Annotated in this window: 14 protein-coding genes; 1 reads left to right on the plus strand and 13 read right to left on the minus strand. The window is 70.9% G+C overall.

Translation table 11 applies throughout. The annotated features are described in order from the left end of the window. Nucleotides 1-6: 6 nt before the first annotated feature. The 8 genes from EER34_RS13055 to EER34_RS13090 form a co-directional block, all read right to left on the minus strand. Nucleotides 7-591, minus strand: a complete 585-nt coding sequence (locus tag EER34_RS13055; RefSeq protein ID WP_127475448.1) for a DivIVA domain-containing protein — start codon at nt 589-591, stop codon at nt 7-9. Nucleotides 592-726: 135 nt separating this feature from the next. Beyond that, a complete protein-coding gene (locus tag EER34_RS13060; RefSeq protein ID WP_127475450.1) occupies nt 727-1,026 on the minus strand; it encodes a YggT family protein in 300 nt (99 codons plus the stop codon). Nucleotides 1,027-1,035: 9 nt separating this feature from the next. Beyond that, nucleotides 1,036-1,497, minus strand: coding sequence for a cell division protein SepF (locus tag EER34_RS13065; RefSeq protein ID WP_127475679.1), 462 nt, complete (start codon nt 1,495-1,497; stop codon nt 1,036-1,038). Nucleotides 1,498-1,529: 32 nt separating this feature from the next. Further along, nucleotides 1,530-2,237: a YggS family pyridoxal phosphate-dependent enzyme gene (locus tag EER34_RS13070; RefSeq protein ID WP_127475451.1), complete on the minus strand. Its 708-nt coding sequence runs from the start codon at nt 2,235-2,237 to the stop codon at nt 1,530-1,532. A gap of 34 nt (nt 2,238-2,271) precedes the next feature. After that, complete coding sequence (gene ftsZ, locus EER34_RS13075; protein ID WP_127475453.1) at nt 2,272-3,411, minus strand: cell division protein FtsZ; 1,140 nt, start codon at nt 3,409-3,411, stop codon at nt 2,272-2,274. Between the two features lie 168 nt (nt 3,412-3,579). Then, nucleotides 3,580-4,551 carry an FtsQ-type POTRA domain-containing protein gene (locus EER34_RS13080; protein WP_127475454.1) on the minus strand — a complete coding sequence of 324 codons (972 nt, stop codon included), beginning with the start codon at nt 4,549-4,551 and terminating at the stop codon, nt 3,580-3,582. A gap of 6 nt (nt 4,552-4,557) precedes the next feature. Continuing rightward, on the minus strand, nt 4,558-5,967 hold the full coding sequence (murC, locus tag EER34_RS13085; protein ID WP_127475456.1) for a UDP-N-acetylmuramate--L-alanine ligase: 1,410 nt from the start codon (nt 5,965-5,967) through the stop codon (nt 4,558-4,560). 76 nt (nt 5,968-6,043) lie between these two features. Then, nucleotides 6,044-6,520, minus strand: coding sequence for a DUF4362 domain-containing protein (locus EER34_RS13090; RefSeq protein WP_127475457.1), 477 nt, complete (start codon nt 6,518-6,520; stop codon nt 6,044-6,046). A gap of 126 nt (nt 6,521-6,646) precedes the next feature. Here EER34_RS13090 and EER34_RS13095 point away from each other — a divergent pair, with 126 nt between their 5' ends. Beyond that, nucleotides 6,647-7,021 carry a GntR family transcriptional regulator gene (locus EER34_RS13095; protein WP_127475459.1) on the plus strand — a complete coding sequence of 125 codons (375 nt, stop codon included), beginning with the start codon at nt 6,647-6,649 and terminating at the stop codon, nt 7,019-7,021. A 7-nt stretch (nt 7,022-7,028) separates the two neighbouring features. On the opposite strand, the gene EER34_RS13100 is transcribed toward EER34_RS13095, so the two are convergent. From EER34_RS13100 to EER34_RS13120, 5 genes are read right to left on the minus strand one after another with little or no spacing between them, the layout of a single operon-like run. Next, a complete protein-coding gene (locus EER34_RS13100; protein WP_127475460.1) occupies nt 7,029-8,114 on the minus strand; it encodes a UDP-N-acetylglucosamine--N-acetylmuramyl-(pentapeptide) pyrophosphoryl-undecaprenol N-acetylglucosamine transferase in 1,086 nt (361 codons plus the stop codon). A 54-nt stretch (nt 8,115-8,168) separates the two neighbouring features. After that, complete coding sequence (gene ftsW, locus EER34_RS13105; RefSeq protein WP_127475462.1) at nt 8,169-9,443, minus strand: putative lipid II flippase FtsW; 1,275 nt, start codon at nt 9,441-9,443, stop codon at nt 8,169-8,171. Beyond that, complete coding sequence (gene murD, locus EER34_RS13110; RefSeq protein WP_127475464.1) at nt 9,394-10,947, minus strand: UDP-N-acetylmuramoyl-L-alanine--D-glutamate ligase; 1,554 nt, start codon at nt 10,945-10,947, stop codon at nt 9,394-9,396. The genes ftsW and murD overlap by 50 nt, the downstream gene beginning before the upstream one ends. Then, on the minus strand, nt 10,944-12,056 hold the full coding sequence (gene mraY, locus EER34_RS13115) for a phospho-N-acetylmuramoyl-pentapeptide-transferase (RefSeq protein ID WP_127475466.1): 1,113 nt from the start codon (nt 12,054-12,056) through the stop codon (nt 10,944-10,946). Before mraY ends, murD begins: the two co-directional genes overlap by 4 nt. Then, nucleotides 12,053-13,477 (minus strand): UDP-N-acetylmuramoyl-tripeptide--D-alanyl-D-alanine ligase, encoded by a 1,425-nt coding sequence (locus EER34_RS13120; protein WP_127475468.1) that lies wholly within the window; start codon nt 13,475-13,477, stop codon nt 12,053-12,055. The genes mraY and EER34_RS13120 overlap by 4 nt, the downstream gene beginning before the upstream one ends. Nucleotides 13,478-13,487: the final 10 nt, after the last annotated feature.

The following is a 13,487-nucleotide window of genomic DNA, read 5'->3' on the forward strand; positions in this document are numbered from 1 at the left end:
GCCGGCCTAGAGACCGATGGCGGAGACCGGCGTGGAGCCGGACGACGTTGCCGTGGTCTCGAGGTCGCGCAGCTTGCCTTCGATGTAGCTGCGCAGCTGCGCGCGGTAGTCGCGCTCGAAGTTGCGGAGTTCGGTGATGCGCCCCTCGAGCTGCGAACGCTCGCGGTCGAGCTTGGCGACCTCGTCGCGTCCGCGCGTCTCGGCCTCGGAGATGATCGTCGCCGCCTGCGACTTCGCGTCGGCGATGAGCTGGTCGCGCTGTGCGCGGCCTTCGGCGACGTGCTCGTCGTGCAGGCGCTGGGCGAGCTCGATGATGCCGGCGCTCGCGGCACCGGTCGCCGCGACGGGCGCCTCGGCGACGGGGGCGGGGGCAGGGGCCGGAGCCGCGACGGGCTCGGCCGCACGCGCGGGCGCGGCACCCGACTCGTACGCAGCCAGCTTGGCCTTCAGCTCGTCGGCTTCGGCGATGGCCTTGCGCCACTCCACGACGATCTCGTCGAGGAAGTCGTCGACCTCATCGGGGTCGAAGCCCTCCTTGAAGCGGACGTGCTGGAACTGCTTGGTGACGACGTCATCGGGGGTCAATGCCATGGTGATTCCTCTTTCGAGCGCTCAGGTCGCTGGCCGATGTCGGGGGCCGACCGGCCGGCGGCTGGTCGTATCAGGCAAGCATAGTCGGGCTCCCCTGAGAGTGTCGAAGGAGTTCGGCGTGCCCGCGACACCATGTCAGCTCGCGATGGCGCGGGTGACGCTGAGCAGGATGAAGCAAAGCAGCATGGTCAGCGCGAACCCGAAATCGATCGCGATCGCCCCCACCCGGAGCGGCGGGATGAAGCGGCGGAACAGCTTGATCGGCGGATCCGTGAGCGTGTAGACGATCTCGGCGGCGACGAGACCCGCGCCCTTCGGGCGCCATTCTCGGTTGAAGAACGGGATCCAGTCGATGATCAGCCGCGCGAGCAACAGGAAGACATAGAGGAGGAGCGCCAGGTTGAGGATCGAGGCGATGAGTTGGACGACGGCCACGGATCCAGACTACGGCTGACTGAAGGGAACGGACTCCGGATCCGCCTGAGCGACCGTGCCGTCTCCCGACACCGCGACGTTCTCGGGCGAGAGCAGGAAGACCTTGCTCGTCACGCGCTCGATGCGGCCGTAGAGGCCGAGCGAGAGTCCGCTCGCGAAGTCGATCAGACGGCGCGCGTCGGCGTCGCTCATCTGGGAGAGGTTGATGATGACGGGGATGCCGTCACGGAAGTTCTCGGCGATCACCTGTGCATCGCGGTACTGCTTCGGGTGCACCGTGAGGATCTCGCTGATCGCGGACGGCGACGGCTGACGCACGACCGCCGGACGGTGCAGCGGAGTCACGGGCGCGGACTTCTCCACGACGGCCTCCGGCTTGCGGCCGCGCGGCTGCGGCGCAGGCTCTTCGTAGACCTCTTCCTCGTCGGCGAGGCCCAGGTACACCATGGTCTTCTTGAGCGGGTTCGACATCGCATCCTCCGTAGTGCTCATCTGTTCCGAGGTTAACCGTGTTGGGGCCGGGGGCCCGTGATTGCCGAGCCGATCCGCAGGTGTGTCGCGCCTGCTGCGATCGCCTCGGCGAAGTCCGCCGTCATGCCGGCGGAGATCCAATGGGCGTCCGGGACGACCGCGCGGACGGTGGCCGAGAGCGATGCCAGTCGCTCGAAGGCCCGCGCCGGCGGCACGTCGAGGGGCGCGACCGCCATGATCCCGCGCACGCGAAGCGAGGACAGGGCGGCCGCGTGCGCGGCCAGCGACTCGAGGTCCGACGGCTCGACGCCGCCGCGGCCGGGGTCGTCGGTCATGTTGACCTGCAGCAGCACGTCCAGCGTCGGCGAGTCAGGCTGGGCGGCCGCGTCGAGCGCGTCGGCCAGCCGAGCGCGATCGAGCGAGTGGACGGCGGATGCCGCCGCCCTGATCGCCCGCGCCTTGTTGGTCTGCGCCTGTCCGATGAAGTGCCATCGGAGCCCCTCGAGCGCGCCGACCTCGGCGGCCTTGGCGGAGAACTCCTGCTGGCGGTTCTCCCCCACGTCGCGCACGCCGAGCGCGTACAGGTCGTCGACGAGCGCAGCCGGGTGGAACTTGGTCACCACGATCCGCGTGATGGCGCCCGGCTCCCGGCCTGCAGCGCGCGCGGCATCCGCTATCCGCTCGTCGATGCCGGCGAGGCGAGCGGATAGCGTTGCGGCGGGCTCAGTGAAATCTGGCACGGTCGTGTCGGTCTCTGAGCCCGTCGTGCAGCGTCTATTTGAGGAAGTCGGGGATGTCGAGGTCGTCGTCGCCGAACGCCGAGTCGAACGACGACTCGGGAAGCGCGGCACCGACCGGCACCGGCTCCGCGTCGCGGTCCTTGGCGGCCTCGTCGGCCGGCAGCGCCGGCACTGCGGGGGCAGACACGACGCGCGAGGCCGTGATCGGCTCGATGCGCTGCTGCGGCTCGCCGCCGTCGAAGCCCGCGGCGATCACGGTGACCCTGACCTCGTCGCCGAGCGTGTCGTCGATGACCGTTCCGAAGATGATGTTCGCCTCCGGGTGCGCCGCCTCCTTGACCAGCTGCGCGGCATCGTTGATCTCGAAGATGCCGAGGTTCGACCCGCCCTGGACCGACAGCAGCACTCCGTGCGCGCCCTCGATCGATGCCTCGAGCAGCGGCGACTCCACCGCGAGCTCGGCCGCCTTGATCGCGCGATCGGCGCCGCGGGCCGAGCCGATGCCCATGAGGGCGGAGCCCGCACCCTGCATCACGGACTTGACGTCGGCGAAGTCGAGGTTGATCAGACCGGGGGTCGTGATCAGGTCGGTGATGCCCTGGACACCGGCGAGGAGCACCTGGTCTGCCGTGGCGAAGGCCTCGATCATCGAGATGCCGCGGTCGCTGATCTCGAGGAGACGGTCGTTGGGGACGACGATGAGTGTGTCGACCTCTTCCTTGAGCTTTCCCACACCGGTCTCTGCCTGCTGCTGGCGGCGTCGGCCCTCGAACGAGAAGGGCTTCGTCACGACACCGATCGTCAGGGCGCCGATCGACTTGGCGATCTTGGCCACGACGGGCGCGCCGCCCGTGCCGGTGCCGCCTCCCTCGCCGGCGGTGACGAAGACCATGTCGGCACCGCGGAGCGCCTCCTCGATCTCCTCTGCGTGGTCCTCCGCCGCACGCCGGCCGACCTCAGGGTCGGCTCCGGCGCCGAGGCCGCGGGTGAGCTCGCGGCCGACGTCGAGCTTGACGTCGGCGTCGCTCATGAGCAGCGCCTGCGCATCGGTGTTGATGGCGATGAACTCGACGCCTCGCAGGCCGAGCTCGATCATGCGGTTGACGGCGTTGACGCCGCCTCCGCCGACCCCGACCACCTTGATGACGGCGAGGTAGTTCTGGTTCTGGCTCATGCCGGCCTCCGTAGCCCTGGACCTGTCTAAACCTTCAACCTCTAGTAGAGGTATAAAGAATTGCCCGGTATGCAATTCCTGAATTGAAGGTAAGCGGATGCCACCTCCCGGGCTGGATCGAGGCGGGCGTGTCGCGACATCCCCGGCGGAGAACGGCTCGAAAGGTGATCAGCGGATGACGATCGCCGTCGGCGACGACACGTCATACACGCTCACCGACGCCGGCGGACGGTTCACCATGGCCCGTTGGAGCGTCAGCGCCTTGTCGGCCGACTGCTCCGCGCTGCCCCAGACGACCCGCGTGTTCGTGCCTCCGAGAACGAGGGTCACGTCGTCGGGCGTCGACGCCGACACCGCCGTCACCTGCGTGCGGATCGCCGCCGGCAGGGAGTGCATGACCTGGCCCGCGGCCGCGAACGCATCGGACGAGACTCCGCCGCGAATGTCGAGGACGGGGACTCCGGCCGTCGCGGTCGCCGAGGTCGAGAGGGCGACGCCCGCGGCGTCGACGAGCGTGAATCCCGCCCGCGTCTCGATCAGGCCGATGGGCGTGCGCTCGACGAGCCTCACGACCAGCTCGTGAGGCGGCCGCGCCTCGAGGGTGTAGCTCTCGACGAGCGGGAAGGTGACGAGCGCGGCCTTGACCGCGCTCTCGTCGACCAGGGGGATCGGAGTGCCGAGCTGATCGTCGAGCGCGGCGCGCACCTGGGTCGCGTCGAGCTGCCGGGCGCCGACGATCGTGATCGTCTGCACGGCGAACAGCGGGCTGTACGCCGCACCGAGCGTCACCAGCGCCAGCAGGACGAGTGCCGCGCCGATGCCGATCCAGACGGCGCGCCGGCGGCGCTGACGTGCCGTGAATCGCCGGACCTCCGCGCGCAGCGCCTTGCGGCGCGCGCGGGCGGCGCTCCACACCTCGCGCAGGCCGACGGGCTCCTCCCCGAGGTCGGGGACTCCCCCGGTCGACGGCACGATCGGGGTCGGCGCCGCGAGCGGGATCACCGGCGCCGTGGTGCCCGTGAGGCTCTCCGCGCCGACGTCGTCGCCCTCTCCGGACACGGTGACCGTGTCGTCGGTCGGCGCGGCGGGCGGCGCCACGGCGCGCGTGGGCGGCGGCGGCAGCGGCGACGGCCGGCGCATCCGGTCCTACTCCCCCGGTTCGGCGCTGCGCTCGAGGGCCTCGAGCACCTGCGGGATGATGAGGTTGACGTTGCCGCAGCCGAGCGTGATGACGTAGTCGCCGTCGCGGGCGACGGATGCCGTGTAGTCGGCGGCATCCTGCCAGTCGGCCACGAAGTGCACGTGCGCCGGATCGGCGAACGCCCCGCTCACGAGCTCGCCCGTCACGCCGGGCACGGGGTCTTCGCGCGCCCCGTACACGTCGAGCATGACCGTGTGGTCAGCGTAGTGTTCGAGCACCTCGGCGAACTCTCGGTACATCTCCTGTGTGCGGGAGTACGTGTGCGGCTGCTGGATCGCGATGATCCGGCCGTCTCCGACGACCGTACGGGCGGCAGCGAGGGCCGCGGCGACCTCGGTCGGGTGGTGGGCGTAGTCGTCGTACACGCTCACGCCGCGCTCGGTGCCGTGCAGCTCGAACCGGCGCACGGTGCCGGCGAAGCCCTCGATCGCGCGGACCGCGGGCTCGAGCTCGTGGCCGAGCGTGAGCAGCACCGCGACGGCTCCCGTCGCGTTGATCGCGTTGTGCGCCCCGGGTACCGGGAGGGTCGCGGACACCGTCGTGCCGCCGTGTGTGATCGAGAAGGAGACGGGTCCGTCGGTGCGGATCTCGGTCACCCGCACCGTCGCCGCCTCCGCCTCGCCGAAGGTGACGACGTGCGGATGGGTCAGCCGCTCGGCCACCAGCCGCGCACCGGCGTCGTCGGCGGAGATCACCACCGCTTCGCGCGCGTCGTTTCCGAACCGCGCGAACGCTTCGTAGAAGGCCGCGCGCGAACCCCAGTGATCGAGGTGGTCGGGGTCGACGTTGGTGATGAGGGCGACGGCGGTGTCGTAGAGGAGGAAGGTGCCGTCCGACTCGTCGGCCTCGATCACGACGAGGTCGTCCGAACCTGTGCCGCTCGAGACGCCGAGCTGCGCGATCACACCGCCGTTGACGAAGGTCGGATCGGCACCCAGTGCCTGCAGCGCCGTCACGATCATCCCGGTGGACGTCGTCTTGCCGTGCGCACCGGCGACCGAGACGAGACGCCGTCCGCCGATGAGCCAGTGCAGCGCCTGCGATCGGTGGATGACATGGAGCCCGCGCTCCTTGGCCAGTACGAACTCCGGGTTCTCGGGCCAGATCGCCCCGGTGTGGACGACGGTGTCGACGTCGTCGCCGAGATTCGCCGCATCGTGGCCGACGTGCACCGTCGCGCCCAGCTCCGCGAGATCGCGCAGCGCCTTGCTGTCAGCGCGGTCCGAGCCCGAGACGCGGATGCCTCGCGCGAGGAACATGCGGGCAAGGCCCGACATGCCGGAGCCGCCGATTCCGATGAAGTGGGCGGCCTCGATGTTCTCGGGGATGGGCAGCGTGAGGTCGGGTCTGATCATGACCCGTCAATCCTAAGTTGGGCGACGGCCACCACGGCCCCGGCGCGCTGTGCGTGAGGCGTCCGGGCGGACGGCGTCAGTCGGTCGCCACGTCGACGCACACTCCGTGCTCATCGACCGCGGCGGCGTCGGCGCAGAAGTCGTAGCCCCATCCGCCGCCGTACGCATCCTGCGTCATGTCGGTGAACACCTCGACGCCGCCGCCGGGTAGCGCGCGGTAGTACGTCACGATCGGATCGCCTTCGACGGTCGGCGCCGTCACCGTCAGCTCGGCGCCACCGGGCCCGCCGTCGGCAAGGCACTCGAGCGCGTCCTGCGGGATCGTCTCGCCCTGATGGAGCTCGACGCTCCCGCAGGACGGGAGCATCGGCCGGTCGGTGAAGCCGGCGGGGGTGTCCGCACCGGTCCCCGGGTCGGGGGCGATCGTGGGCGTCGTCTCCCCCGTCTCGCCGCCACCCGGAGCGACTCCCCCGGTGGCGCATGCCGTCAGCAGCAGCGCGGCGAGGAGCATCCCTCCTGACGCGATCGCGTGAGCGTGGATCCGCGGGGTCATGGCACCTCCCGATGAGCACCGGCCGGTGAGCGGCCTCACCGGAGCAGTGTCGCGCGGAGCCCGATCGTCTCATCCTGTTCCGTGATTGTGTTGACACATTGCGCACGGGAAGAGCACGATCGTCTGGTGATCGACATCGACCCCGCCTCTCCCGTCCCGCCGTTCGAGCAGCTCCGGTCAGGTCTGGTCGACGCCATGTCGTCGGGCGAGCTCGCGCCGGGCCAGCGCCTGCCGACGGTGCGCCGCCTCGCGGAGGACCTCGGCATCGCGCCCGGCACGGTCGCCCGTGCATACCGCGAGCTCGAGGCGTCCGCTCTCATCGAGACCCACGGGCGCAACGGGACCTTCGTCGCATTCACCGGCGATCCGACTCACCAGCAGGCGCAGCGGGCAGCGGCGGCCTTCGCCGAGCAGATCCGCGCGCTTCGCCTGGACGCCGACGAGGCGCTCGCCCTCGTCGCCGCCGCCCTGCGCGGCAGCGGAGACGCCACGGCGGTCTGAGGGTCGCCTACCGCCCGAGCGCCTCGTCGATCAGCGCGACGACGTTCTCGGTGCCGGTGCGGGTGCCGACGGATGCCGCGGCCGCGGCCATCGCCGCACGCGCGCCGTCGTCGGCCAGAAGCGGCACGACCTCGGACCGCACGCGATCGCCGGTGAACTCGGCGTCGGCGATGAGCGTCGCCGCCCCGGCGCGCACCGCGGACGACGCGTTGAGCGCCTGCTCGCCGTTGCCGACCGCATACGGCACATACACCGCAGGGATCGCCAGGGCGCTGATCTCGCTCACGGTGGCGGCGCCGGCCCTCGACACGATCAGATCGGCAAGCGCGAAGGCGAGATCCATCCGGTCGACGTACCTGCGCACGGCGTAGCCGGGTGCGCCCGGATCTGCCAGAGTCGACCGCTCCCCCGTCACGTGGAGCAACTGCCAGCCGGCGTCGAGCACATCGCGCCATGCGGCGCCGTAGCCGTCGCCGAACGCCTCGTTCAGCCGCTGCGCACCGAGCGAGCCGCCGAACACGAGGAGCACCGGCCGGTCGGCGTCGAGTCCGAAATGCGCCGCCGCCTCGGCTCGGAGTGCACCGCGGTCGAGGTCGACGATCTCGCGGCGCAGCGGCATGCCGACGACGCGCGAGCGACGCAGCGGCGTGCCCTCGAACGCGACGCCGACCCGGGCCGCGGTGCGGGCACCCAGGACGTTCGCCATGCCGGGGCGGGCGTTGGCCTCGTGCACCACGAACGGCACGCGCGCGCGACGCGCGGCGACGTAGGCCGGTGCGGACGCGTAGCCGCCGAAGCCGACCACGACGTCGACGCCGCGCTCCGCGATGTGCGCGCGCACCTGTGCCACCGCACGCGGGAACTGCACGGGAAAGGCGGCAGCCGCCCTGTTCGGGCGACGTGGGAACGGCACCTTGTCGACGAACAGCAGCTCGTAGCCGCGCTCGGGAACGAGCCGGGCCTCGAGCCCCTCACGGGTGCCGAGCACCAGCACGTCGGCGTCGGGCTCACGGGCTCGCAGCGCGTCGGCCACCGCGAGCAGCGGATTGACGTGTCCGGCTGTGCCGCCGCCGGCGAGGAGGTACGTCGTCACCTGTCGAGCCTAGCCGGACGGACTCCGGGCGTCGGATCTGCCGAGAGCGGCCGGTCAGCGCGCCGGTCGGGCGGGGCGGGGGGCGCGGGACGCGCGTGCCTGCTGGATCGCCGCCTCGCGTCTGGCGACGACCGCCGGGAGCGTCCGCGCGAACGACAGCAGCACGCCGGACGCGATGAGCACCGAGAGCAGCGAGGTCCCGCCCTGCGACATGAACGGGAGCGGCACTCCGAGGACGGGGAAGACGCGCAGCACGACCCCGATGTTGATGAGCGCCTGTCCGACGATCCAGACGGTGATGCCGCCCGCCGCGATCCGGACGAACGGGTCGTCCGTCTTGCGGATGACGTGGAAGGCTCCGACCGCGAACAGCGCGAACAGGCTCAGCACGACCGCGCATCCGATGAGCCCGACCTCCTCGCCGACGATCGCGAAGATGTAGTCGTTCGCGGCCGCCGGCAGCCAGTCGTACTTCTCGCGAGAGTTGCCGAGCCCGAGCCCGAAGATGCCGCCGTTGGCGAGACCCCACACGCCGTGCAGCGGCTGGTAGCAGTCGTTGAAATAGTCGTCGAGGCAGTTCGGGTTCAGAAAGCTCATGAATCGCCGCATGCGGTCGGGGCTCGTGACGGCGAGCACGGCGACCGCCCCGGCGGCGAGGATCGCCGGGAGCACGAAGATCCGCAGCTTCACCCCGGAGAAGAAGAGCGCGCCCAGCACGACCAGCACCAGGATCATCGCGGTGCCGAGGTCTTTTCCGGCCAGGACCGACGCGATCGCGAGTGCGGAGACGGGGACCAGCGGAATGAAGACGTGCTGCCACTTGGTGAGCAGCGTCTGCTTGCGGAACAGCACGTACGCCACCCACAGCGCGAGCGCGAGCTTGAGGAACTCCGAGGGTTGAGCCTGGAAGCCCGCGATCGTGATCCAGTTGCGGTTGCCGTCGGCGCCGTGGCCGAGCGGTGTGAAGACGAGCAGCTGGAACGCCGTCGCGAGGATGAGCGCCGGCCACGCGATGCGCTTCCAGAACGTCAGCGGCAGGCGGCTCGCGACGAACATCAGCGGGATGCCGATGACGGCGAAGATCGTCTGCTTGAGCACCGCCTCGTACGGGGGCAGTCCCTGCGCGGTGGCGACCGCGGAGGTCGCCGAGAGGATCATCACGAGCCCGAAGAAGGTGAGCAGCAGCGCCGTGGACGCGATGAGCAGGAACTCGCTCGGCACCGGCGCGAGCACGCGACCGAGCGACACGCGAGCAGCGAGACCGCGCCGCGCGGGAGGATCAGGCGGGGTCGTCGGTGCCGGTCGGGTCCGCGACTGCGTCGTGCTCATCGTCGGCCCCCGTTCCGATCCGTTCCCTCACCGCTGCCGCGAATCGTCGGCCCCGGTCCGCGTAGGACGCGAACTGGTCGAAGGATGCCGCGGCGGGGGCGAGCAGAACAACGTCCCCGTCACGCGCGATCCCGGCCGCCAGCTCGACGACCCGCGTCATGACCTCTTCAGTCTCGACGCCGTCGACCTCGATCAGGGGCACCCCCGGCGCGTGTCGCGAGAACGCCGTGACGACGGCCGTGCGGTCGGCGCCGATCACGATCGCCGCTTTCGCCTGCGCGCCGCGTCCTGCGACGAGGTCGGCGATGTCCACTCCCTTGAGGAGCCCTCCCACGATCCAGACCGCGCCGGGGAAGGCGGTCAGCGAGGACGCGGCCGCGTGGGGGTTCGTGGCCTTGGAGTCGTCGACCCATGTGACGCCCTCGTGCCGCGCGACGACCTCGATGCGGTGCGGGTCGAGGCGGAAGCCTCGAAGCGCCGACCGGATGTCGGCGGGAGTGACGCCGAGCGAGCGCGCGAGGGCGGCCGCGGCGAGGATGTTCGCGGCGATGTGCGGTGCGGAGAGGCCGAGTTCGGCGAGCTCGGCGACGGTCGTCAGCTCGAGCGCGCTCGTCCGGCGGTCGTCGAGGAACGCGCGGTCGACGAGGATCCCGTCCACGACGCCGAGATCGCTCGGCCCCGGCACGCCGAGGTCGAAGCCGATCGCGCGCGCCCCCTCGACGACCTCGGCGTCTTCGACCATGGCGCGGGTCGCGGCATCCGCCTTGTTGTACACGCAGGCGACGCGCGTGTTGTCGTACACGTGCGCCTTCGCGTCGCGGTAGGCCTCGAACGAGCCGTGCCACTCGAGGTGGTCGTCGGCGAGGTTGAGGCAGACCGCCGCGTGCGGCGAGAGCGGGTCAGGACCGTCCTGCAGGCCGAGGTACCAGAGCTGGTGGCTCGACAGCTCGACCACGAGGGCGTCGAACCCGCCCGGATCGCGCACCGCGTCGAGCACGGGCGTGCCGATGTTGCCCACCGGGGCCGCCCGGAGTCCTCCTGCGACGAGCATCGCGGCCGTGAGGCGCGTGGTCGTCGTCTTGCCGTTCGTCCCCGTCACGAGGATCCAGTCGGCGGGAGTTCCGTCGGCGCGCACGACCTTGTCGCGCACGCGCCACGCCAGCTCGATGTCGCCCCAGAGCGCGGCATCCGACTGCTGCACCCAGGAGATGAGCGGATGCCCCGGCGCGAAGCCCGGAGAGGCGACGACGACGTCGGGTGCGAAGTCGGCGAGCTCCTGCGGCACGGTGTCGAGCCGACCGGTCCACAGGCGCGCGCCGATCACGGGGATCAGCCGCGCGTACTCCTCGTCGGCGCGCTCGGTGACGACGAGCACGTCGGCGCCGAGCTCGGCCAGCGTGTCGGCGGCGGAGAAGCCGGTGACCGAGAGCCCGAGCACGGCGACGCGCAGGCCCCTCCAGTCCGCGTGCCAGCTCGTGAGGGCGTGCAGGCGTTCGGCGGTCATGTCTGGGAGAGCCATTCGACGTAGAAGAATCCGACGCCCGACACCGCGAGGAGACCTGCGATGATCCACATGCGCACGACGATCGTGATCTCGGGCCAGCCGCGCATCTCGAGGTGGTGGTGGAGCGGGCTCATGAGGAACAGACGCTTGCCGCGCGTGGCCTTGAAGTAGAGGCGCTGCAGGATGACCGAGCCCGTCGGGATGACGTAGACCCCGGCGACGAGGACGAGCAGCAGCTCGGTGCGGGTGAGGATCGCCATCGCCGCCAGGACGCCGCCGATCGCCATCGAGCCGACGTCGCCCATGAAGACCTTCGCCTTCGGAGCGTTCCACCACAGGAAGCCGACGAGGGCGCCGACGAACGAGGCCGACACGATCGCGAGGTCGAAGGGGTTCGGCGTCGGATAGCACGCCGACGCCGCCGCAGCCGAGAGCCCGTCACCGCCCCAGCAGGCCTGGTTGAACTGCCAGAACGCGATCAGGCTGTACGCGCCCGTGACGAAGATGCCGGCGCCTGCGGCGAGCCCGTCGAGCCCGTCCGCGAGGTTGACCGAGTTCGACGTCGCCACGCCGATGAAGCCCACCCACGCGAGGTAGAGCAGCCAGCCGAGGATCGGGCCGAGCGCCATGAACGAGAGGACCTGGATGTCGCGGAAGACCGAGACGTACGCGGACGCCGGAGTCTCGCCCCACGCATTGGGGAAGTTGAGGGCGACGATGCCGAACGGGACCACGACGAGGATCTGGCCGACGATCTTCCGCCAGCCGCTGAGCCCCAGGCTGCGCTGACTGCGCACCTTCATGTAGTCGTCGATGAACCCGACCGCGCCCAGGCCGACCATCATCCAGATGACCAGCAGGCCCGAGATCGTGGGCGGGTTGTTGCCCGTGTAGCCGCCGACCAGGTAGCCGACGATCGTGCCGACGATGAAGATCGTGCCGCCCATCGTGGGCGTGCCGCGCTTCGCGTGGTGGTTCGGGTTGCGGATGTCCTCCGGCGTGCGGATGACCTGCCCCCAGCCCCACTTGCGGAAGAGCCGCAGGAAGACGGGGGTGAGGAAGAGCGTGAATGCCAGCGAGATCGCTGCCGCCGTCAGGAGTGATCTCACGAGAACGATTCTCCCAGACGATCGCCCAGGAACCGCAGACCCGCCGAGTTCGAGGACTTCACGAGCACTCGGTCTCCGTCGCGCAGCTCGCCCTGCAGGTAGTCGAACGCCTCGTCGGCCGTCGCGAAGAAGACCGCCTCGGCGTCCCACGACCCCTGCGCGACGGCTTCGAGATACATCCGCCGGGCATCGGGGCCGATGACGACGATGCGCTGGATGCCGAGACGCACCGCGAGCAGACCGACACGGTCGTGCTCCTCCTCGGCGTGCTCGCCGAGCTCGCTCATGGCGCCGAGGACCGCGACCGTGCGCTCGCCGGGACCGGTGATCTGGGCCAGGGTGCGGAGGGCCGCTGCCATCGAGTCGGGACTGGCGTTGTACGCGTCGTTGATGATCCGGATGCGCTCCGAGCCCATCGGCTGCATGCGCCAGCGCTCCGCGATCTCGACCGTCTCGAGGCGCTCGATGCAGTCGGCGAGCGAGACGCCCAGCGCGGTCGCGGCGGCGATCGCGGCGAGGGCGTTCATCACGTGGTGCTCGCCGAGCACTCGCAGACGCAGGGGCGCGGTCACGCCGGCGGCGGTGACGAGGCACGTGGTGCCGGATGCCGTCACCACGACGTCGTCGGCACGCACCTCGGCCCCCGGGCCGCGGCCGAACCAGCGCACCGCGACGCCGCGCTCCGCGGCGAGCGGCGCCATGGCCGCCACGCGCGAGTCGTCGGCGTTGAGGACGGCCAGCCCGCCGGGGCGGATCGCACGCACGAGCTCGGACTTCGCCGCGAACGTCGCCTCGATGCCGCCGAAGCCGCCGGCGTGGGCCATGCCGACCATGAGGACGATCCCGACGTCGGGCTCGACGAGGCCGGCCAGGCGCGCGATCTCGCCCGGCGCGCTCGCGCCGAACTCGCTCACCAGGAACTCGGTCGTCTCGGTGAGGCGCAGCATGGTCAGCGGCGCGCCGACCTCGTTGTTGAAAGAGGCCTTCGGCGACACCGTCTCGCCCTCGCCTTCGAGGATGCGCGCGAGGAGGTTCTTCGTGGTGGTCTTGCCGTTGGAGCCGGTGATCCCGACGGCGCGGAGGGCTCCGGCATTCCGCACCCTGGCGACGACGTCGCGGGCGAGGTCGGCGAGGGCGTCGACCGCACCCGGAACGACGATCTGGGTGATGGTCCCCGCGCCCTCTGCCTCGACGATGTGCTCCACGATCGCGATCGCCGCACCGGCCTCGGCGGCTGCGGCGACGAAGCGGTGGCCGTCGGTCTCCTCGCCGGGCTTGGCGACGAACACGTCGCCGGGTCCGATGAGCCGGGAATCGGTGTCGACCGTCCCGGACACGACGGTGTCGAGCGTGTCGCCGGGCGCGAGCACGACATCTCCCCCGACGGCGCGGGCGAGCTGGGCGATGGTGAGGGCGATCATGAGGTCTCCG

Origin of the sequence: Microbacterium sulfonylureivorans, from assembly GCF_003999995.1 — a bacterium.
In the GTDB taxonomy this organism is placed as follows: Bacteria; Actinomycetota; Actinomycetes; order Actinomycetales; family Microbacteriaceae; genus Microbacterium; species Microbacterium sulfonylureivorans.